25 protein-coding genes are annotated in these 21,984 nt (G+C 36.5%); 13 read left to right on the forward strand and 12 right to left on the reverse strand.

Annotation, left to right across the window (positions count from 1 at the left end; genetic code table 11):
• Positions 1–23: 23 nt before the first annotated feature.
• Positions 24–1,337, reverse strand: a complete 1,314-nt coding sequence (locus ATE49_RS16170; protein ID WP_065082955.1) for a TolC family protein — start codon at positions 1,335–1,337, stop codon at positions 24–26.
• Complete coding sequence (locus tag ATE49_RS16175) at positions 1,318–1,959, reverse strand: TetR/AcrR family transcriptional regulator (protein ID WP_034871777.1); 642 nt, start codon at positions 1,957–1,959, stop codon at positions 1,318–1,320. Before ATE49_RS16175 ends, ATE49_RS16170 begins: the two co-directional genes overlap by 20 nt.
• Before the next feature lie 90 nt (positions 1,960–2,049).
• Here ATE49_RS16175 and ATE49_RS16180 point away from each other — a divergent pair, with 90 nt between their 5' ends.
• Genes ATE49_RS16180 through ATE49_RS16195 form a run of 4 tightly spaced genes read left to right on the forward strand, consistent with a single transcriptional unit; the run spans position 2,050 to position 4,432 of the window.
• Positions 2,050–2,676: a TatD family hydrolase gene (locus tag ATE49_RS16180; RefSeq protein ID WP_065082956.1), complete on the forward strand. Its 627-nt coding sequence runs from the start codon at positions 2,050–2,052 to the stop codon at positions 2,674–2,676.
• Positions 2,670–3,404, forward strand: coding sequence for a tRNA threonylcarbamoyladenosine dehydratase (locus tag ATE49_RS16185; protein WP_065082957.1), 735 nt, complete (start codon positions 2,670–2,672; stop codon positions 3,402–3,404). The genes ATE49_RS16180 and ATE49_RS16185 overlap by 7 nt, the downstream gene beginning before the upstream one ends.
• A 22-nt stretch (positions 3,405–3,426) precedes the next feature.
• Positions 3,427–3,777 (forward strand): ribonuclease P protein component, encoded by a 351-nt coding sequence (rnpA, locus tag ATE49_RS16190; protein ID WP_065082958.1) that lies wholly within the window; start codon positions 3,427–3,429, stop codon positions 3,775–3,777.
• Between the two features lie 43 nt (positions 3,778–3,820).
• Positions 3,821–4,432, forward strand: a complete 612-nt coding sequence (locus ATE49_RS16195; RefSeq protein WP_059156053.1) for a DUF4126 domain-containing protein — start codon at positions 3,821–3,823, stop codon at positions 4,430–4,432.
• A gap of 58 nt (positions 4,433–4,490) precedes the next feature.
• On the opposite strand, the gene ATE49_RS16200 is transcribed toward ATE49_RS16195, so the two are convergent.
• The 8 genes from ATE49_RS16200 to ATE49_RS16235 all read right to left on the reverse strand — a co-directional run bounded on the left by ATE49_RS16200 (position 4,491) and on the right by ATE49_RS16235 (position 12,292).
• On the reverse strand, positions 4,491–6,140 hold the full coding sequence (locus ATE49_RS16200; protein ID WP_065083190.1) for a hypothetical protein: 1,650 nt from the start codon (positions 6,138–6,140) through the stop codon (positions 4,491–4,493).
• Between the two features lie 2 nt (positions 6,141–6,142).
• Positions 6,143–6,691, reverse strand: coding sequence for an LPS assembly lipoprotein LptE (gene lptE / locus ATE49_RS16205; protein ID WP_065082959.1), 549 nt, complete (start codon positions 6,689–6,691; stop codon positions 6,143–6,145).
• Positions 6,675–7,388, reverse strand: a complete 714-nt coding sequence (locus ATE49_RS16210) for a DUF2189 domain-containing protein (protein WP_065082960.1) — start codon at positions 7,386–7,388, stop codon at positions 6,675–6,677. The genes lptE and ATE49_RS16210 overlap by 17 nt, the downstream gene beginning before the upstream one ends.
• On the reverse strand, positions 7,389–8,675 hold the full coding sequence (locus ATE49_RS16215) for a sigma-54 interaction domain-containing protein (protein ID WP_065082961.1): 1,287 nt from the start codon (positions 8,673–8,675) through the stop codon (positions 7,389–7,391). It lies immediately after the preceding gene.
• A gap of 68 nt (positions 8,676–8,743) precedes the next feature.
• Positions 8,744–9,106, reverse strand: coding sequence for a hypothetical protein (locus ATE49_RS16220; protein ID WP_059156056.1), 363 nt, complete (start codon positions 9,104–9,106; stop codon positions 8,744–8,746).
• A gap of 7 nt (positions 9,107–9,113) precedes the next feature.
• Positions 9,114–10,550, reverse strand: a complete 1,437-nt coding sequence (gene miaB, locus ATE49_RS16225) for a tRNA (N6-isopentenyl adenosine(37)-C2)-methylthiotransferase MiaB (protein WP_059156235.1) — start codon at positions 10,548–10,550, stop codon at positions 9,114–9,116.
• A 138-nt stretch (positions 10,551–10,688) separates the two neighbouring features.
• On the reverse strand, positions 10,689–11,393 hold the full coding sequence (locus ATE49_RS16230; protein WP_065082962.1) for a hypothetical protein: 705 nt from the start codon (positions 11,391–11,393) through the stop codon (positions 10,689–10,691).
• 74 nt (positions 11,394–11,467) lie between these two features.
• Positions 11,468–12,292 (reverse strand): GLPGLI family protein, encoded by an 825-nt coding sequence (locus tag ATE49_RS16235; RefSeq protein WP_065082963.1) that lies wholly within the window; start codon positions 12,290–12,292, stop codon positions 11,468–11,470.
• A gap of 112 nt (positions 12,293–12,404) precedes the next feature.
• On the opposite strand from ATE49_RS16235, the gene ATE49_RS16240 reads away from it, so the two are divergent.
• The 7 genes from ATE49_RS16240 to ATE49_RS16270 all read left to right on the forward strand — a co-directional run bounded on the left by ATE49_RS16240 (position 12,405) and on the right by ATE49_RS16270 (position 18,678).
• Entirely contained in the window at positions 12,405–14,537 is a 2,133-nt protein-coding gene (locus ATE49_RS16240) for a S46 family peptidase (protein WP_065082964.1), read from the forward strand.
• 78 nt (positions 14,538–14,615) lie between these two features.
• Positions 14,616–15,302 (forward strand): DUF2306 domain-containing protein, encoded by a 687-nt coding sequence (locus ATE49_RS16245; RefSeq protein WP_065082965.1) that lies wholly within the window; start codon positions 14,616–14,618, stop codon positions 15,300–15,302.
• On the forward strand, positions 15,241–16,146 hold the full coding sequence (locus ATE49_RS16250) for a YARHG domain-containing protein (RefSeq protein ID WP_059156060.1): 906 nt from the start codon (positions 15,241–15,243) through the stop codon (positions 16,144–16,146). The genes ATE49_RS16245 and ATE49_RS16250 overlap by 62 nt, the downstream gene beginning before the upstream one ends.
• Positions 16,136–16,609, forward strand: coding sequence for a YdeI/OmpD-associated family protein (locus ATE49_RS16255; RefSeq protein WP_065083191.1), 474 nt, complete (start codon positions 16,136–16,138; stop codon positions 16,607–16,609). Before ATE49_RS16250 ends, ATE49_RS16255 begins: the two co-directional genes overlap by 11 nt.
• Before the next feature lie 42 nt (positions 16,610–16,651).
• A complete protein-coding gene (locus ATE49_RS16260; protein ID WP_065082966.1) occupies positions 16,652–17,719 on the forward strand; it encodes a calcium:cation antiporter in 1,068 nt (355 codons plus the stop codon).
• A 13-nt stretch (positions 17,720–17,732) separates the two neighbouring features.
• Positions 17,733–18,185 carry a hypothetical protein gene (locus tag ATE49_RS16265; RefSeq protein WP_065083192.1) on the forward strand — a complete coding sequence of 151 codons (453 nt, stop codon included), beginning with the start codon at positions 17,733–17,735 and terminating at the stop codon, positions 18,183–18,185.
• The gene (locus tag ATE49_RS16270; RefSeq protein ID WP_065082967.1) at positions 18,172–18,678 is read left to right on the forward strand and encodes a GNAT family N-acetyltransferase; all 507 of its coding nucleotides are present in this window, start codon (positions 18,172–18,174) and stop codon (positions 18,676–18,678) included. The genes ATE49_RS16265 and ATE49_RS16270 overlap by 14 nt, the downstream gene beginning before the upstream one ends.
• A gap of 59 nt (positions 18,679–18,737) precedes the next feature.
• On the opposite strand, the gene ATE49_RS16275 is transcribed toward ATE49_RS16270, so the two are convergent.
• Positions 18,738–19,631 carry a neutral zinc metallopeptidase gene (locus ATE49_RS16275; RefSeq protein WP_059345741.1) on the reverse strand — a complete coding sequence of 298 codons (894 nt, stop codon included), beginning with the start codon at positions 19,629–19,631 and terminating at the stop codon, positions 18,738–18,740.
• A 155-nt stretch (positions 19,632–19,786) separates the two neighbouring features.
• On the reverse strand, positions 19,787–20,236 hold the full coding sequence (bcp, locus tag ATE49_RS16280) for a thioredoxin-dependent thiol peroxidase (RefSeq protein ID WP_065082968.1): 450 nt from the start codon (positions 20,234–20,236) through the stop codon (positions 19,787–19,789).
• 32 nt (positions 20,237–20,268) lie between these two features.
• On the opposite strand from bcp, the gene nth reads away from it, so the two are divergent.
• Positions 20,269–20,889 carry an endonuclease III gene (nth, locus tag ATE49_RS16285; protein WP_059156064.1) on the forward strand — a complete coding sequence of 207 codons (621 nt, stop codon included), beginning with the start codon at positions 20,269–20,271 and terminating at the stop codon, positions 20,887–20,889.
• 266 nt (positions 20,890–21,155) lie between these two features.
• Entirely contained in the window at positions 21,156–21,893 is a 738-nt protein-coding gene (budA, locus tag ATE49_RS16290) for an acetolactate decarboxylase (protein WP_065082969.1), read from the forward strand.
• Positions 21,894–21,984: the final 91 nt, after the last annotated feature.

Here is a 21,984-nt window from a genome sequence, read left to right on the forward strand (position 1 = left end):
TCTATGTTTATTATTTGCCGTTATTAATATTTTATTTCTCCTGTTTGTCTTAGTAAATTGAAATAAGACCATTTTTTATCTGCTTTTCCGTAAACCAGATTAAGCTGTGCCTGAAGCTGCTCTACGTCTGCAGTAAGAAGATCTGTTGTTGTTGCAAGACCATTATCAAATTTGTTCTTTACAACTTTATAGTTTTCATTAGCCTGTCCCACAGCCTCTTCATAAACTTTAATCTTCTCGTTTTGCAGTTGATAATCCTCGAATGCATTGTGGATATCAGTCTTCACCTTATCGTTCAGTGCTTTTCTATTTTCCTGAATTTCTACCTGCTGTAGTTTTGCTGTTTGTACAGTAGCTCTGTTTTTATACAGGTTAGCAAGATCATAGGAAAGAGATAAACCGGCCATTGTCATATGGTTAATCTGCAAAATATTAGGCATCCATGCATTGATATATCCTGCAGTAAGAGAAACTGTTGGATAATATGCTGCTTTTGCAATTTCTACATTAGCTTTTCCAACCTTTTCCTGCTCCGAAAGAATTTTATATTCCTGTCTTTGTTGTAAAGACTGCTCCTGAAGATTTTGTTCGTTTACAAATTCCTGGGCATCGTCTCCACCAATTTCAGGATCTATTTCAGTTCCTTCAGCTAATCCTAAAAGGACTCCAAGATTGTAGTTTAGTACATTAACGTTCTTTTTAGCATCTGCCAAAGACAATTTAACGTTACTTTCCTGAAGTTTTACTCTCATCAGATCGTTTCTGGCAACAACTCCGTTCAGTTCCAGTTTCTCGAAGTCAACACTTCTCTGATGTGATCTGGAAAGGTTTTCATTGATTACACTGATAGCCTGCTTTGCTTTATAAAGGTTTACGAATCCCTGTGTTGCAGCTAAAGCAATATCCTGCTTGTCGTTTTCCAACTGATACTGCTGAATGCTTTTCTGGTATTCTGCAACAGCAATTCCGTTCTTAATCTTGAATCCTGCAAAAAGAGGCATTCCAAGATTTAGCTGTTGTATTGCCACATAATCCGGATTAGATGGAGATGATCCACCACCACTCAGGAACGGAAGTTCTGATTTTATTTCCATTGTATTAAATGGCTTCATCAGGTTTCCGCTTAGTTTCAGATCTGGTAATCTTTTGTTCTTGGCCTCCTGGACTTTCGAGTCCATTGTATTCAGTTGCGCTTCAGCAATTTTAACCTTAGAGTTATTTTTCATGCTTAGTACTATAGCTTCGGACAAGGTTAGCTTTTGTACTGTTTGCGCAAATTCCAAACCTGCGGCGCTAAATGCAGCCAACAGGAGAATTTTAGTTGTCATTTGTTTCATACCCTAGTAATGAAAATACGGTGTTGTATAAATGGGTTTTTAATCGTTCTTCTAATTTCTGATAATAATCTTCCTCGTTATGCTCAGGCAGGTAAGCCTGGTAAAACTCTCTGTTTCTGATGCTAAATATGATCGTCCCGAGAATAGTTGCCAGAAGATTTTCAGGCTTTACAGCCTTTTTAAATTCGCCTACCACAATTCCCTTCTGAACTACTTCTTCAAATTTGGTTACGCATAATGCATAAAAATCGCGAAGAAATTCTTTATTAGGTTCCGCAGTATGGCATTCATTAGTTACAAATCCATGGAAATAATTGAATTTAAGGATCTGTCCAAGGATAAAATTCAGAATCTCTTTCATTTGCATAGCCGGGCTTGCTGATGAAATCGTCTGTGTAAAATTGCTGAAATTTTCCTTTGCTTTCTGAACTCTGTACTGATACAAATGAAACATCATTTTATCTTTCGATCCGAAATAATATGAGATCATGGCAACGTTTATATTGGCCTGACTACAAATTTCTCTTACTGATGTCCCTTTAAAGCCTTTCTCTGCTATAAGGCTTTCTGCAACTTCTAAAATATGCAGTTGCTTTTCACTAAGTTTTTTTATTTTTCTCATTTTACGGTTGCAAATTTAATTCACTTTTATGTTATTAAACAAACGTTTAATTAATTTTTTTTCAATTATTTTATTTTCTAATTTTGGAACATGATATTTGACTTTCATCATCACCATAATACCCCTGACTATGAGGGAGTTTACAACAAATCTATTCATGAAGATTTTTTTCCGGAATTCTTCTCCATAGGTTTGCATCCTCAGGATATCAATGAGGATTGGGAGTCTGAAATTGAAAAAGTACATACAGCAGCAAAAGCTCCAAACTGCTTATCCATAGGCGAATGCGGTCTGGATTCTTTCGTAAATGCATCTATCGAAGAGCAGATAAAAGTGTTTAAATCTCAAATTGTAATAGCGGAAGAACTCCAAAAGCCATTAACTATCCATTGTGTACGCCGTTATAACGAGGTTATAATGGCCTGCAAGGGAGTTAGTATTCCCAAAATTATCCATGGATTTAATAAAAGAGAAACCATTGCAACACAATTATTGCAAAATGGTTTTTACTTGTCTTTTGGAGCTTCACTTCTGAATAATTTATCTTTGCAGAAAATTTTTCAGCAAACCCCCAACGAAACCTTCGTATTAGAGACCGATACTGCTGATATCAGCATTGAAACGCTTTATGAGAAAGCCGCAATGATACGGGGTACTTCTATAATGGAACTGGAAAATATAGTAGATTATAATTTAAAAACAATTTTCAGATGGTAGATATCTGGCTGGAACGCACCGAATTACTAATAAAAGAAGCAGGTATAGAGAAACTAAAAAAATCCAATATCCTAATTGTAGGAATGGGTGGAGTTGGGTCTTTTGCAGCAGAATTTATAGCCCGCTCGGGGGTTGGTAATCTGACTATTGTAGACGGCGACATTATAGATATCACCAATATAAACCGCCAGCTTCCTGCTCTACACTCAACTGTAGGAGACGATAAAGTTGAATTAATGGCGAGAAGAATTCTGGATATTAATCCGGAATTAAACTTAACCAGAATTAATGAGTTTCTGAACCCGGAAAGAATGGAAGAAGTAATTCAGGCAGGAAACTTCGATTATATTTTAGACTGTATTGACAGTGTAAGCCCTAAACTTGCGTTGATTAAAGCTGCCAAAAGAAATAAAATAAAAATAATAAGCTGTATGGGTGCTGGCGGAAAGCTGGATCCAAGCAAGGTAATGGTTCGTGACATCAGTAAGACTCGTAATTGCTTTCTGGCAAAACAAGTTAGAAAAAGGCTGAAAAAAGAAAATATTAATAAAGGTTTCCGCTGTGTTTTTTCTACAGAAATACAGAGAGAAGACAGTCTGAAAATGACAGACGGCACCAATTATAAAAGATCTTTTTACGGAACTATTAGCTATATGCCTGCTATATTTGGGCTGTATGCAGCATCAGAAGTTATAAGATATCTTATACAAGATAAAATAGCTGAATAAATAATCAGCCAAAAAAAATTAAATGAAAGAATTCGGGTTTCCCTCTTCGGAAAAGTTAAAAGCGAAGAAAGATATAGACCGCCTTTTCAAAGAAGGCAAATGGGTTACTACAGGTAATCTTCGCATTATATGGCTTGCCAGTGAATCCGAAACCAAAGTAGGTGTAAGCGTTTCTAAAAGGTACTTCAAAAAAGCTGTCTACAGAAACAGAGTAAAGAGATTGCTTCGTGAAGCTTATAGGTTAAATAAGCCTCTTTTGCATGAAAGATTCGGGGAACATTTTCATATTATGCTATTTTGGGCATCACCGCAACTTCCTGAAAATCTGGATCAAGTAAAATATTACTACGAGAAACTTTGTCGTAAAAATTAATCATCCTATTTGTTTTTTGCATACATTTAATAAAATTTATGGTATGCCGGAACATATTTCATATTTACAATATATTCTCGGAGCATTTATCGGAATAGGCTTAGCTGCTGCTTCAGGATTCAGGGTATTCATGCCTCTATTTGCGGTAAGTCTGGCATCATATCTTGGCTGGATTCCTATGAATGAAAGCTGGCAATGGCTAGCCGGGTTACCAACTCTTATAGCAACAGGCATTGCCATGATCGTAGAAATACTGGCTTACTACATCCCTTTTATAGATCATTTACTGGACACTATCAATATTCCTTTAGCTACGATTGCCGGAACTTTATTGTTTGCCAGCCAATTCACCCATCTCGGTGCATTTCCACAATGGGCATTGGCCTTAATTGCCGGTGGCGGAACAGCCAGTGTAATAAGCTCAGGATTTGCAGGACTCAGGGCCACATCTACAGCAACTACCGGCGGGACTGGTAATTTTATGGTAGCAAGTACAGAAACATTCGGCGGAAGCCTAATGTCTATATTAGCACTAGCCGCACCTATTATAGCTTTTATTATTACAGTCTTATTGATTGTTCTGAGTATTCGGTACGGAAAAAAGATCTGGCGCAAAATAAGGCAGTTCCGAAGCCCTGATACGGGAATAAAATAATCTGATATTGATATCAATAAAAAAGTCCGGAAGAAAATCTTCCGGACTTTTGTTTTTTCTAATCTTCCTGCTGGATTTTACCAGACTTCAAATCTTTTATATAATTGATTTTCTCCTGGAATTCTTTCTTCTTTTCAGGGAATTTCTTCTGGAGAATCTCAAAGGCATTTATAGACTTATTATACAAACGCTGCCCTAAGTATAAGTTGGCCAGAGTTTCTGTCATTAGATGCGAAATATCATCACCTTTATCTCTTATCACATAATCCGACTCGTCTTTTAAAGCACTAATTCTCGGATTGTTTTCGATAAACTTTTCAATTGCCTTATTCTTTTTCTCAACGTCTACATTCTCAGGCTTTTCTTTATGCAGCCAGTTTTGCCAGGTGTTAATAAATGAAGAAACATTACTTGTTACAATTGTTTCTTGTTTAGGTTCAGTCATTATTTCCTCTTCCATTTTTTCTTCATTACTATCCTGTGGTTCTTCTGTTACAGCCTCAGGTTTTACTTCTTCTTTTTCTTTATCAGCACCTGTTGCACCAAAGAAAGAATAGTTGATTACCGGTCTTTCAGAAGATTCTGTTGCAGAAACTTCTTCTATAATTTCGTTCTCAGCAACCTCTTCCGTTACAGGTACTTCTTCATGAGCTTCAGCAACTTCAGGTTCCGGAATAACCTCTTCGTTTAATTCCGGTTCTGGTAATTTTTCCTCTTTAACCAGCGATTCAGATTTCCCTATCAATGCATCAGGAATATGAGCATCAAAGCTCATTGGCTTCCAGTCGTCATTTATAACCGGAGCAGATTCCGGAGTTGCAGCTAATACGGACTCATCTTTAATAACCTCGTCAATTATTACAGGAGTGTTTTCTTCAACTACTTCTTCCGCTATTTTTATATCTTCCGGCTCTTGAATTTCAACTTTATCCGATATATCAGAAGAAATATTTTCTTCTACCGGTCTGCTCAGAAAATCAAAATGGGTATTGTCAGCAAAATCAAGCGTTGAGTGATCTATATGTTTCTCTTCTTCCTGTTGCTCCTCTACAGATACAGGTGCATCTGTAATTATCGGCTGGGTAATTGTAGTGACAAATGAATGTTGGAATCCCGGAACAGCAGAAGGCTTTTTCTCCTTAGCGTATTCGGTATGATTATCCGGTATACTGAACTTAACATCCGGAAGGAAATTATCTGCACCGGCAAAACTAGTCTGAGCCGACAAATGATCTTCTTCTGTATGTTCCTCTTCTTTATGGAGATCTATAATATTTTTTTCTTCTGAATCCTGAATTACAGCAACTGACTCTACATTCTCGGGAATAACTTCCTCTATTTTTTCTTCAAAAACAGGTTCTGCTTCCAGCTCAGTTGTACTTTCTTCAATTTCATCCACTTTTGGTTCTACAGCTGCAATAACTGTTTCTTCTGTAGCTTTCTGAACAGGCACTTCTGCCACTTCTTCCTGTTGATAAGATACCGGATTAATCAGCTGATATAAAATCTTTTTATCAGTTGTATAAGCTGCTGTTAGCGCTAGTTCCTTCTGATAGGCTTCGGGCTGAAACTGATGTAACGCCATCAAAAATAAAACCCGGATTGGCTGTACATATGGATAATTGGATATTTCTCTTCTGAGTTCACCAATATCCGATGCTTTTAAACTTTCGGGGAACTTTATTATATGTAAAATTCGTTCATTCATCATTACCAGTTGGCTACAATATCATTAAAAATTTTATTGATAATTCTGTCTGTTGCTACCTTCACATAGGTCCCTTCTATTTCCTGCATTGATGCTGTATTACTAAACACCGCTTCATCAGAATATGTTCTGTCAAAACTTTCGGTCGGATATTTAGCATTCTCATAATGCACTTTTACAGTAATCGTAAGTTTATTCTGTGCAGCCATCAGAATATTCCCCGTCGCCTGCGATGTAGAAGGTGTTGATATAGATGTTGGTGTTGACGGCTGATAATCTACAATCTCACCTTCAATCAGAATATCCGGCATTTCTGTAGTACCCTTCAGGTTTGTTCTCTGTAAAAACCTGTTTTGCAGATCTGTTGAGAATTGCTGGCTAAGATTCGGGTTAAAAGAAGTATTATTGGGAAAGTTCTTTATTAAAATTGTCTTTACATCCGGCTTTAAGGACGATCCCGTAAAGGAATAACAGGAAACCAAAAGCTGTGATATTAAAATCAAACTTCCTAAATGCAATATTTTAAATCTATTTTTAAAGGCTGCCTTCATAATCAATTTTTGGTTCTTCAAATCTAATCATAATATTTTTTGTTGCTGCATAACGCATACACATTGCTAAGGGTAAAGTTAAAAGAATCCCTACACCACAAAGCAAAATTCCGACAGAAGTTATCATACTTATCATGATACTAAACAAGATGGAAGATAGTGCATTCTTCTTAAATAACTTCCAGGAAATCTTGAAAGCATTTGAAAAATCTTTTACACCGAAAAGAGCAACCACTGCAACATAATAGTACATTACAGAGCTTGCAACCATCATAATAGCAAAAATGATAAGCACCGCAATAATCATAATCAAAACAAAAACCGGAGCTTGTCCCTGATTTCTTTCAGTAAGCACTGCAGAAACAAGAATTACAACCTCTACAGGTATCAGCAAGGCCAAAACACCGAAGATCATAATCCCGGCAAAGATAAGATAAGGAACCACATCATCGAAATTAAAAATATCTCCAGAATCTGTCTTTTCTCCGTTTTCTATTTTACGGCAGGCCTTATAGAAATTCCCCAGCCCCAAAAGGCTGCATAACGGAATCATTCCCATAATAATCGTTAAAAGATAGTTGATCAGAATAGTGCCTGTGTCTTTTTTGAAAAGCGCCAATCCATCCGAAAAAGCGTTTCCGATGTTTAGCTGATAGTCAGGATTAATAATGTATTTCGGTTGTGATAAATTCTCCACTTAATCTTCCAGGTTATATTGTTTTATTTTACGGTAAAGCGTACGTTGTGAAATTCCAAGTTCATCAGCAGCTTTGTTACGTCTTCCTTTATGTTTTTCTAATGCTTTAATAATCAGATCCTTTTCATTATTCTGTAATGATAAAGATTCAGGTCTTGCTTCTTCCAATTCAATATCTTCTATGTCTTCATAGTTATCATCGGCATTATTCGATATTATTGTGGGAGTCTGCGGTGTATTGTTGTTATTCTCGAAATATAATAAAGAATTCGGAACAACTGCCTGTTGAGGCTCAGGTGTATAAATCCTGTTGATCAGCGTTTTTTCCTGATTACTAAGATCCGATGCCCCTCTGTTCTTAATAAGCTCTGAGGTCAGTGTCTTCAGATCATTAATATCACTTCTCATATCGAAAAGGATCTTGTACATAATCTCTCTTTCGTTATTGAAGTCACTATTGCTGTTGTTCTGATTCGGCTGGCTAATAACCATTGGTGCGTTGGACACCATTGGAATATAATGACTCAGTGCTTCTGATGTTATCTCTCGTTTCTGCTCTACAACAGTTAGCTGCTCGACAAGATTCCTAAGCTGTCTGATATTCCCTGGAAATGAGTAATTTTCTATATAATGAACTCCATCTTCAGTTAAATAAACCTCCGGCATTCTGTATTTTTCTGCAAAATCTATTGCAAACTTTCGGAACAAAAGGTGAATATCTCCTTTACGTTCTCTCAGAGGCGGCATATCGATTTGCACGGTATTCAGACGGTAGTACAAATCCTCACGGAAACGCCCGTCCTGAATAGCCTTCATCATGTTTACATTGGTAGCAGCAACGATTCTTACATTGGTCTTCTGTACCACAGAAGATCCCACTTTCATAAATTCGCCACTTTCCAAAACACGAAGCAATCGAACCTGCGTCTGTAATGGCAGTTCTCCAACCTCATCCAGGAAAATGGTTCCACCATCGGCTACTTCGAAATAACCTTTTCTGGTTGTTGTAGCGCCTGTAAAAGCACCTTTTTCGTGGCCAAATAGTTCGGAATCAATAGTTCCTTCCGGAATTGCACCACAGTTAACCACAATATATGGCATGTGTTTACGATGCGAAAGGCTATGTATAATTTTAGGAATAAATTCTTTACCCACACCACTTTCACCAATTACTAAAACTGATATATCGGTAGGTGCTACCTGCATGGATTTCTCAAGAGCTCTGTTTAGAGCCGGATAATTTCCGATGATTCCAAAGCGGGCTTTTATATTCTGAAGTTCTGACATTTTAATTTAAGATTAAAGATTTTTGGTTTTTTACAAACCATGTTTTAGCTAAATAGAGTGTTCAATTTTTAAATTTTATACACTGAATCCAGGTAATCTTTATTTCTGATCTTCGAAAGCTTACTTTCTATTTTAAAAGGTGAACTCAAAAAAACGGTTCTGTTATTTTTATCAAAAACAAGGGCTTTAACAGCATGTTCATCTCTGAAGCAAAAATCTTGTTTTTGTTGATTTTCTTTTAATTTGAAAAAGGTGAGTGAAACGAATCTGCTTAGCTTTTCGATATGAGCTGACGGCTGATCTGTCTTAAAACATTCACCCTGCTGCTTTTTACAATACTTTCCGAACGAAGCAGGTACACAAGAAGAACTTTCTGACTGGTAGCTACCAATCAAAGACATTAAAATAATAATGTATGAAAGACTTCTCATTTAATTTTTACTCGGCTGTTCTACCCAAAAGTGTACCCTGAGTGTTATCATGTACAAAAACGGACACCATGTCACCTATCTTCTGCCCTTCCAGCTTATCGAATACACAAACTGCGTTTTGGGAATTTCTTCCTTTCCACTGATTTTCATTCTTTCTGGAAGTTCCTTCAATCAGAATATCATGCTTTCTGCCAACGTAAGATTTCATACGGTTTTTGGACAATTCTCCCTGTAATGCAATAACCTCAGCCAGACGCTTTTGCTTTACATCCGCAGGAATATCGTCTTCCATCTTCTTATGTGCCGGTGTACCAGGCCTTTCGGAGTAAGCAAACATATAACCATAGTCATACTCTACCTCTCTCATTAAGGAAAGTGTATCCTGGTGATCTTCTTCTGTCTCTCCGCAGAAACCAATAATCATATCCTGTGAAAAAGAGATATCCGGTACAATTTTCTTTGCTTCCTTTATCAAGGACAAATATTCTGCACGTGTATGCTGGCGGTTCATCGCTTTCAGCATATTATCGCTTCCACTTTGTACAGGAAGGTGAACATACTTACAGATATTATCATATTTTGCCATGGTATGGAATACATCCAGGCTCATATCCTGAGGGTTGGATGTAGAGAATCTGATACGCATATCCGGAACAGCTGTAGCAACCATTGCTAATAAATTTGAAAAGTCTACTGCTGTAGCCTTCTGCATTTCTGAAGCTTTTGCAAAGTCCTTTTTAGGACCACCTCCGTACCAAAGGTAACTGTCTACATTCTGCCCCAACAGGGTTACTTCTTTATAGCCATTGTTAAATAACTCCACGCATTCATTTAAAATAGAATGGGGATCACGGCTCCTTTCACGCCCTCTGGTAAATGGTACTACACAGAATGTGCACATATTATCACAACCTCTTGTAATTGTTACAAAAGCTGTAACACCATTGCCGCCTAAACGTACAGGGTTAATATCAGCGTATGTTTCTTCTTTGGAAAGGATTACATTAATAGCATCCCTTCCGCCTTCTGTTTCTTTTAAAAGATTGGGTAAGTCTCTGTATGCATCTGGTCCAACCACAAGGTCTACCAAATGTTCTTCTTCCAAAAACTTAGTTTTCAGACGCTCGGCCATACAGCCCAGCACTCCAACTGTTAAATTCGGATTGGATTCTTTCTGCTTTTTGAACTGAGACAGACGCATACGTACAGTCTGCTCTGCTTTTTCACGAATAGAACAGGTATTTAGTAATATAAGATCTGCTTCTTCTACTTTCAGTGTTGTATTATATCCTTGCTCATTAAGGATCGAAGCTACAATCTCGGAATCAGAAAAATTCATCTGGCATCCATAGCTTTCCAGAAACAACTTCTTACCGTTTTCCGGTCTTTCAGCAATTGCAAAGGCTTCCCCTTGCTTGGTTTCGTCTATATATTTTTCCTGCACGGTTCTTATAATTTGAGAATCTGAAACATGAATTCTGTTGTCCATTGCAGTATCATACAGCCTGGAAAAATCTCAACTCCTGTTTCGGATTAAGTTCAGTTTGCAAAGTTACGCTTTTTCTGCCAAAATGACAGAGCATTAATCTTTAAGAAAATTTATTTTTAAAGTATATCTGGATCTAATTGGAATCCCTTTGTATTTTGCTGGTGTCCAGCCTTTTCTCATCTTTTTCGTTACAGAATTAAGATCTTTAAGGAATATTCCTGTATTCTCTACCTTTGGATCTATATCGAATTCCGACATTTCACCTTTTTCATTAACAACAAATGAAAGTCTGAAAATACCTATAGGACGATACATATCGCCAAGATATTCATCCATCAGAAATACAAGTCTTTTTCTAAAAGCATCTTCACCACCCTCATACTCTGCTTTTAATGTATGAGCGGATGTCATATAACCTTCATTGTAATCACCTAGCAACTCGTTTGGAAAAAATGGGAATTCATACGTAGAATTATAAGTAATAATTCCTTTTTTAGCCGGAACCCAACCAGATATACCACTTAATGCTTTTATAGCTGCGTTAAAAGCGCATGGATTTTTTTCAATATATCCTTTATTTCCTTCATCTTTTATAAATGCTGGTTTTCCATTAACATCAATACGAAGCTTTATATACAGATATTCATTGGTCTGGCATTTCTGCAGTTGTTTTTGCAGCATAACTTCCCTTAAATCTTTATACAGCTTCATTTCGCCTCCCGGATAAGCCTCCTGCCCATCCTGATAGTAAGAATTTACAATCTGAGCGAAACATATCGCGCAACAAAAAAACGACAATAAAAGTGTGTAAATTTTCCTCAATGTTGAATAATAAATATTTATTTATAATGCTTGTTTCTTATCTCATTTCTCTAATCCAACAGATTATTGAATTCTTTCATTTTTTTGCGTCTTTCTGCTACAGCTTGATCTATAAAATCTTTGCTAAATCCACCGGCAATCTGAAACTGATTTCCGCTTTCGTCAACCATAGTTCCTTGTCTAAGTTTTACCCCCGGATCTTTAATATAGTTAGACAAAGCTTTTTCATACTTGCTTTTGTCTACCACAATAGACTTTTCGTAGGCTGATGGCAAGTATACTTTTTCAGCATTTTTATAAATAGCTTCAAGTGCAAAATGGAAATCGTTCTTTTCATCAGAAACCTCAACAATTAGCCCTGGAAGTCCGGAAAACTTATAAGGACCTTCAGGAAATAAAAGATCTGTAGTAAACCATGCTGTCCATTTTCGCCCTGAATATTCTGTTTCTGCTTTCTGACAATTCCAGTTTTTAATCTTTTTAGACTCTTTTAGTATTTTCCATGTCATTTTGCTTTCATCAGAAAATTTATATGAATCTCCATCTATGGTTTTAAATGAGTATTTCTTAGCATTCTCTTTTATGTACACCAAAGGATATTTTGCTTTTGGCAATGAATTAGGATTGATATCAACACCTCCATTCCTATCTGCTTTTTCAAATAAAGCTTTCATAATGGAATCATTTTTATAATAACTATGATTATAAAAACGTGTCTTTTCCAGCTTCGGGAAAAGGTCCAGTGCATAATAGTCTATTGCAGCCGAATCTTTATCCTTATTAGGCTTAAATTTCAATTCATAAACAGCTCTGTAATTTTGAGCGGAAAGGGCAAATGCCATACTTATAAAAAGTAAAACATATATTTTCTTCATATTAACTTGGATTTAGAGTTTAGACAAAAGTAAATATTATCTGATTTTATCAGTGAAAATTTTTTGCTCCTCCTCATTATCCGTATTTTAGCGGGGTTAAAAATAAACCATAATGAAAAGATTATTCCTTTTACTCACTTTTATGGTGAGTTTCGTACAAATGAGAGCCGACGAGGGGATGTGGCTAATGATGCTCATTAAGCGACTGAATGGTGTAGATATGCAAAAAGAAGGACTACACCTTACACCGGAAGAAATTTATTCCGTAAACAACTCCAGCATGAAAGATGCTATTCTCCAATTTGGAGGAGGATGTACTGCAGAGATTGTATCTCCGCAAGGTCTTATTTTCACTAATCACCACTGTGGATACGGCGCTATTGCTGCTGCATCTACTCCAGAAAAAGATTACCTTACCAATGGTTTCTGGGCAAAAAATAATGGTGAAGAAATTAATTCTAAAGGCTTATCAGTAAGATTCTTTGTAAGAATGGATGATGCTACAAAACGTATCACGTCTAAACTGAACAATGATATGAGTGCTGATCAGAGAAAAGCGATTATTGATGCTGAGATCAAAGCTATCCAGTCTGAAAACTCTGAGAACGGAAAATACACTGTTGTGGTGAAGGATTTCTTCAAAGGAAATGAGTTTTACTACTTTGTATTCCAGGATTTCAAAGACGTTCGTCTGGTAGGTACTCCGCCTTCATCTATTGGTAAATATGGTGGTGATACAGATAACTGGGAATGGCCAAGACACACAGGAGACTTCTCTGTTTTCCGTGTTTATGCTGATAAAAATGGCAACCCTGCTGAATATTCAGCTAACAATATTCCTTTAAAGCCTAAGCATCATTTACCAATATCACTAAAAGGAAATAAGCCTGGTGATTTTGCAATGATTGTAGGATATCCGGGAACAACAAACAGATACCTTACTTCTTTCGGGATCGAACAGATGGTAAGCAAAGATTACCCGGCATGGGTTGAAGCTTCTAAAACAGCTATGGATGTTATGAAGAAGCATATGGATAAAGACGATGCTACAAGATTAGCTTACGCTTCTAACTATGCAAGTGTTGCCAACTACTGGAAAAACAGAGCCGGAACAATTGAAGCCGTTTATAAAAACGGAACAATTGGTGACAAAAAAGAAGTTGAGAAAAAATACCAACAGTGGGCTGATAAAGCTGAAAACAAAGCTGTTTATGGAAATGTATTAGCAAATACTGATGCATACTACAAGCAGATTTCTAACAGAAATATCGAGAAAAATTATGGTGCACAGTTCCAGAGAAATGCTAAATACATCAGAAATTCTTTCCAGATTGGTGATGCTTTAACAAGCTACATGAAGCAGGATGCTTCTGCTCAGGCTGCTATGAAACCTAAATTAGAAGCAGCTGTTAAGCAGGCTTATGAAGGGTTCAATACTCAACTTGAAGCAGAAATGCTATCTCAGATGGCTTCTTTATATCAGTCAAAAGTAGCAGCAGATGTTGCTTCTGCAACTGTAAAATCTGCAAATGCATCAGAACTTGCGAATATTGCGCAGTCTTCAATTTTTGCAAACGCAGCTTCAGTAACTAACTTCCTGAACAATCCAAGCGCCGAAAAATTAGCGAATGATAAACTTTACAAGTTTGCAGCAGGATACATCGGAGACAACAAAGTATTAGCTGAAAAGTATGCTAAAACGGATGAAGGCTTCCAGAAAGACAGCCGTTTATTCATGGACGGACTAATGAAAGCTATGCCTGAGAAAAAATTCTATCCGGATGCTAACTCTACTATCAGATTAACTTACGGTAAGATTGAAACGCTTCCTAAAAGAGCTGACAGAGACTACACAGGTATCAAGCAGAATTACTATACCACAATGGAGGGTATGATTAAGAAGTACAAGAAAGGTGACGAAGAATTCGATCTTCCACAGGGACTTCTTGATCTATACAAAAAGAAAGATTATGGTATGTACAAAGACAAAGACGGGCAACTTCATGTAAACTTCCTTTCTAATAATGATATTACAGGAGGTAACTCAGGTTCTCCAATTATCGATGGCTACGGAAGACTTATAGGTCTTGCATTTGACGGAAACAGTGAAGCTTTAAGTGGTGACATTGTTTTTGAACCTAAATTACAAAGAACAATTAACGTAGACGTTAGATATGTACTTTGGGTAATTGACAAGTTTGCAGGTGCTAAAAACTTAATTAGCGAATTGACTTTAGTAAAGTAATTCTTTTGCAAATAAAATATAAACCTCACAATATTGTGAGGTTTTTTTGTGTAAATTCGTTACACCTGATTGAAAAAGATGCTTATTGCTAAGAATATCACAAAATGGACGTTAATAGGATTGTTCATCTGGTTTTTCTTACTGATGTGTAGGATTACATTATTCTATGTGCCCTTTTCGGCTACAGCTTCTTTTCTGAATATTAAACAAACTGAGGTTACTACTCTCCCTTTTTATCTGCCTATTTTTTACACGCATGTCTACAGCAGTATTTTTGTATTGCTCGCGGGATTCATTCAATTCTTTACGACAAGCAAAAAACATAAAACCATCCACCAATATTCAGGATATGTATATGTGGCAGGACTCTTATTATTTTCGGCTCCTTCAGGAATATATATGGGTGTACATGCCAACGGGGGGTTCTGGGCACAATTATCTTTTGTCATTTTAGGCTGCTTATGGTGGTTCACCACTTTCATGGCAATGGTAAAGATTTTTCAAAAAGATATTAAGAGCCATCAGCAATGGATGAACAGGAGCTATGCACTTGCTGTTTCTGCTTTAACCCTTAGAATGTGGAAAGTTATTCTGGTTTATTTTTTTCAGCCCAATCCCATGGAAGTCTATCTGATTATTGCATGGCTAGGATGGGCTCCCAATTTATTAATCATCGAATTATTAATACTAAAAAAATATAAATATGAAAAAGCTCGTTATTTTCGGAGTCTTGCTCTCCCTGTTTTCGTGCAAAAAGGAAGCTAAGGTTACTTCCTTGGAGAATAAAAAAGATTCTGTTAAAACAGCTCCGGAAAAAGTTATAGCTCCGGAGTTCCATAAGGAATTGTATGGTATCTGGACAGGATCTTTCTATCCGGACTACAAACGAAACCCTGATGATGAAAGCGGAGAGACAAAAAAAATAAGTATTAAAATAGACCGTATTACTGCAGATACTGTTTGGGCACAAAGTATTGTATCGGGAAATCAGCGCCCGTTAATAGGAAAAACCAGTGATCAGGGCAATAAAATTTCTTTCATCCTGGATGAACCCGGAAATCGTAAAGATGATGGAAGATTCGAACTATTTACCCGAAACGATTCTTTAATTGGTCAATGGACAGCCTATAATACTACAGCTGTAAAATCTCCGTATAAAAAGCTGGATCTTGCCCAAAAGCAATTTGTATACAATCCCAACTTTATGCTGAGCAAGGATACAGAATTTGTAGACTGGGCAACTCCTAAAGAGAAAAAAGAAACTTACAAAGATGATGATGGCAAAATGCAGACCTATACTCAGCAGGTATATCGTTCAGCATCAGATGATGTTTACAAAATCAATTCTTCTACTCAAAAACTTACAGAGAAACAGTTGAAAAATCTAAGAAAGCTGGATTTAGAAATTCTTCGTAATACCATTTTTGCCCGTCACGGATATTCTTTCAAGAAACAAACCTACCGTAACTTCTTTGAATATACAGACTGGTATGTACCTGTAAGCAATAATGTAGACAAAGAACTTTCGCCTCTGGAAAAAGAAAATGCACAACTCTTGAGCAGAATGGAGAAATACGCGAAAGACACCTATGATTCTTATGGCAGATAAGGTAAGATTTGATGCTATTATTCTTCAGCATCAGGATATGAATGCTGCTTATGTTGATTTTCCTTTTAGTACAGAAGAGTTATTTGGCAAAAAAGGACAGGTAAAGATAAAAGCTCTTTTTGATGATGCCGTTGAATATCGCGGAAGCCTTGCCAAAATGAAGTCTTCCTGTCATATGCTTGGACTAACACAGGAAGTACGAAAAAGTTTGAATAAAACATTCGGAGACAGTGTCTCCGTTATATTATGGGAAGACAAGGAGGAGCGTATTGTGGAAATTCCGGAGGATATTGCGGAACTTTTCAATAAGCATCCTGACGCCAAGGAACTTTACGATGCGATGTCTTATACACATCGCAAAGAATATATGCGTTGGATTACAGATGCTAAGAAACCGGAAACACGAGAAAACAGAAAGTCAAAATTAATTGACATGATAATTTCCGGCAAAAAAGGCATCTGAATTCATAGATTTTTTGTATATTGTGGCTATAACAAATTGAATATGTCTATCAAGATCTTTCAGCCTTTCTGGGCATTTATCCTCCCTCTTCTTGCGTGGGGGATTTATCTGCTCGGAATCAATAATAATATAATTTCAGAAATTTTTGCAGGGGTTTTACTTATCGGTTCTGTACTTGCGGCAGTACACCATGCCGAAACAATTGCACACAGATTAGGAGAGCCATTTGGAACAATCATTCTGGCGATAGCTATCACCGTTATAGAAGTTGCCCTTATTATTTCATTAATGGTAGCAGGCGGCCCCGAAGCAGAAACCTTACCCAGAGACACGGTCCTTGCTGCAATTATGCTAATCTTAAATGGTATCATTGGTTTATGTTTATTAATCGGTGGTGCCAAATTTCATGAGCAGTACTTCGGAAAAAAATCTGCAAATACAGCCCTGATTACACTTATCTCTATTCTCGTTCTTACACTTGTACTTCCTAATTACACAACAAGTGTACGTGGTCCATATTATAACACTTCGCAGTTAATCTTTGCAGCCGTTGTTTCTTTGATTCTATACGGCTCCTTTATTATGGTACAAACCGTAAGACACAAAGATTACTTTGTTACCGAAGGTGAAAGTATGCCACATGAGAAGGTTACTACCCAAAAGATGATTCTAAGCCTTGTATTTCTTGTACTATGTTTAGGAATTGTTGTACTACTTGCCAAAACACTTTCACCAAGTATAGAGAAAATGGTAATTGATATTGGCGCACCAAAATCACTGGTAGGGGTAATTATCGCAGCTGTAGTATTGCTTCCGGAAGGAATCTCTGCTATTAAAGCAGCCCGAAAAAATCAATTACAAACCAGCCTTAACCTTGCATTAGGATCTGCATTGGCCAGTATAGGTTTAACAATTCCTGCTGTTGTTGTGGTATGCCTAATGTATGATATAGATCTTGTACTAGGTATAGATGTAAAATCTATGGTATTACTGGCATTGTCCTTCTTTATTGTAATGCTGTCTCTTAATCAGGGAAAAACCAACCTCCATTACGGAGTTGTATTATTAGTAAGTTTAGTCGCTTATATTTTTAATGTTATTGTTCCTTAATATTTTTGGTACAATGAGATTCAGAATCACAACAGGATTATCGGCTGAAGAAATAAGAGATGCACTTTCCGAACATATTGAACCTAAAGTATTTTTTAGAAATTATTTAAAAAATAAACCAAAACTGTTCGAGGGTGATATCAACACCAGAAATTTCAGATTAAGAAGAGTTGAAACTCATAGGAACATTATAAAAGTAGATCTTCAAGGAGATATTATTAAAAGAGAAGGATATAATATTGTTGATATTTCTGCATCATATCCCTGGGCTGATATTATTATTTATTCTTGCATCTTATTATATGCTCTATATTCATCATATAATGATTTAATATCTATACTTATAATACTTTCCATAGGATTTATTATTTTTATTTTTGGAAGAGGAAAATATATAATGGATGCAGAAACGGGACGGGACGAAATATTTAAAATTATAAAAGGTAATCGCATTGAAAACATATGAAACTGAACGTCTGATTATAAAGCCGATAACGCTTGACGACGCTGCTTTTCTTTTGGATCTGTATAACAGGCCTAAGTTTATTCAATATATCGGGGATAAGAATCTGCGAAGTATAAGTGATGCTCAAATTTATATTCAGAACAGATTTCTTCCTCAGCTTGAAAGATCTGGTTTCGGGAATTATACAATTACACTGAAAGAGAACAATGAGATTATTGGAGCTGTGGGTATTTTCGAAAGAGAAGGCCTTCCTATAATGGATATTGGCTATTCCTTTCTGGAAGAATACGAAGGAAAGGGCTACGCTTATGAAGCAGCCATAAAAGTAAAAGGAATCGGCATGAAAGATTTCGGACTGGAAAAACTTTCCGCTATCACTTCAAAAGAAAATTTTGCATCCCAAAAGCTTCTCGGAAAGTTAGGATTGGCTTATGTAAAAGATGTCTCCCTCCCAAATGACAATGAAGTACTCCTGTACTTTGAAACTGAATAAAATAAAAGACCGGCTCATTAGAGCCGGTCTTTTTTGATAGATTTATATCTGAGTTTAATTTAGTTAAGGTTTTTGAATTCCTCAGCAGAAATTTCTCCACTTGCAATTTTCTTCAACTCAGCCATATGTGCGCGGATTGTTTTATCAATTTCAGGATTAACCTGGAAGTTGCTGGCACTAGGCTGCAAAGCAGGATCCTGTCCGTTTAACACATTGGAATAATAATAAAAGAAGTTAGAGTCAAAGCCCGTTGCAGTTAAAGAATACTGGCCTAATAAGAATCCTAAACGTACCGCAGCTCTCCTCTGAGGAGAAGTACCATGGTGATTAGGATTATTAACCTGGTTATCCCCAATAGATGCTGCAAACTCGTAAGCTGCTGCAATCTGAGAGAAATCGGTTTTATTAAAACCTGTAGGTCTTCTCAGGTAGTAACCTGCAAAACCATCAGCTTCCAATTCACTGGAGCGTGCTGTACTTTCCTGAACTGAAGGAATATTGTATCTGTATTGTAACTGATGTCCATATTCATGAGCAAGGATCATGGCATTTACAATATTATCAGAACTCTTTGTTTTTGCATCATTATAGATGGCATAACCATAGTAAATTTTCCCGGTTGAATACGAGATTGCATTGTAAGTAGATGAAGGATTTGACGGATCATCTACAAATCTAAGAGTAGGTGTACTTAGCCCCCAAAGCGAAGCGTTTTTCTGAACCTGAGTGTTCATAAAATTAGTGTCAGCTGTTGTAGTAAGTCCAGTTTTTAAAACAGAACTAAAAGTCCAGTTTTGATCTACATAGCTACATAGCAGTTCAGACGCAGACGGCGATACCAATGCTTCTGTTGTGATTGATTGTTCTGCTGTGTTGTCTTCTCTGCTGCAGGAAACAAGAAGAGTCGTTGCCAGTGTCCCTACCAGCAACAGGGGAATGAATCTTTTTTTCATAATAAATTAATTTGTTATTTGGTTTATTCACATGATTAAATATGACTTTTATCATGCGGTGGTAAATCTACATTTATTCTACCAATCAACTATAATTTAATATTTTTTATTATTATGTTAAACATAATAATATTTTCACACTCCCCATTACTCCGCTATTCTTCTAATAATTGCTGCGCATGATCTTTGGTTTTGACCTTATCGATAACCTTTACACAGATCCCATTTTCATCAAAAACAAAAGTTGTGCGTACAATTCCCATAAACTCTCTACCCATGAATTTCTTTAGCTGCCATACACCAAAAGCCTCTATCACATCTTTATTAGTATCGGCTAAAAGATCAAAAGGAAAACTGTATTTATCGGAAAAATTCTTTTGTCGTTTTTCATCATCAGCACTAACACCCAGTAACTGATAACCTTTTTCTTTTAGTATTGTGTAATTGTCTCTCAGATTACAGGCCTCTGCTGTACATCCCGGAGTGCTTGCTTTAGGATAAAAGAAAACAACCAGCTTTTTGCCTGAATAATTTTTCGAATCGATTTCAGCACCATTTTGGTTTATTCCTCTAAATTGAGGAAGCTTATCTCCTACTTGTAACATATTCTTTATTTTTGTTTAAAATTACTACTTCTATGACCAAAAAGCAAAGAGCAGAAACTGTAATGACAGAACTTGAGAAACTATATCCTCAGGTGCCAATCCCTTTAGACCACTTCGATCCTTATACGCTTTTAGTTGCTGTAGCGCTTTCTGCACAGACAACAGACAAAAAAGTAAATGAAGTAACTCCCATGCTTTTTGCAAAGGCACAAACCCCGCAGCAGATGGCCCGTTTGGAAGAATTTGAAATTAAAGAGCTGATAAAAGAGATTGGCTTATCGAATACCAAAGCTAAAAATCTGAAAAGAATGGCTGAGCTTCTTGTAGAAAGACATCAGGGGATTGTTCCGGAAAGTTTTGAAGATCTTGAAAATCTACCGGGTGTTGGCCATAAAACAGCTTCTGTAGTAATGTCACAAGCATTCGGACATCCTGCATTTCCGGTGGATACCCATATCAACAGACTAATGAAGCAATGGAAACTTTCCGAAGGTAAAAATGTAGAACAAGTAGAGGCTGATGCTAAAAAATTATTCCCGAAAAGCGCATGGAACAAACTTCATCTTCAGATTATATTTTACGGAAGAGAGTATTCTCCTGCCCGCGGTAAAGGTGAAAAAGACTTTTTAACTAAAATGTTATTTGATAAATAGCGCTTATCTTTCATATAAAATAAACTCCATTTCAGGAGTGAAAATCAGCCCCGGTAAGAAAGTTCTCTTACCGGGGCTGTTATATAGATTAATAATAATTTACAATTAAAACTTATTGATATTAAAATTAATTCAATAATAATTATTTATTAAGCAAAATATAACAAATAAATTACATCAGATTACATAATATTTTTTAATTTAGGAATGCAAAAGTGAAGGAATTGTTATTCTAAATAAACCCCGAAACGCCAAATTACAACACAATGAGCACAAACCGGCAGAAAGAGAAAACATCGAACATTCTCTATAATTATGGCATATCCGAGGCCCTGGTCGGAGGCCTTTATGAAGGAACCATTTCTGTTAAAAGCCTAAAACAAAAAGGTGATTTTGGACTTGGCGCTCCCGGAATGCTGGATGGAGAATTAACAATATTGGACGGAAAAGCCTACCAGACCAAATCAGATGGAGAAACTACAATTCTGAAAGACGATTATATGATTGCATTTTCATGTGTTACATTTTTTGAAGCAGATCTAATTTCCCATATCAATACTACGACGGCCAGAGAATCATTATTCAGAATTATCACGAATACTCTCGAGAACAAAAACGCCATGTATGCTATAAAAATAACCGGAGAATTCGAACATATAAGAACAAGAGCTTTTCCTCCAACAGAAGCTCCTTTTCCCATTCTTTCTACTATTCTGGATAGACAGAGAGTATTTAATTTTAACAATGTCCAGGGGACACTTATCGGCTATTTTTTACCAGAATATTTAAACGGAATAAACGTGAGTGGTTTTCATTTTCACTTTCTCTCCGCTGATAAAAAGCATGGTGGTCATCTTTTAGACTTTACAGCTGAAAATCTTAAAATAGAGATTGCAGAGCTAAAGAGCATGGAATTGGAGGTTTCCTCTGATCCCTCTTTTCACCAATACAGATTCCGAAACAAACGCAATGAGGATCTGGAAAAAGTAGGAAGAGGTTACTAAAACGCTTCTTCTTGAGTACATTCTATAAAAAAACATCATAGGCCAATACCTATGATGTCTTTATATTCCAAAGGATAATATATCCGGTTTT

Origin of the sequence: Elizabethkingia miricola, from assembly GCF_001675285.1 — a bacterium.
GTDB lineage: Bacteria > Bacteroidota > Bacteroidia > Flavobacteriales > Weeksellaceae > Elizabethkingia > Elizabethkingia miricola.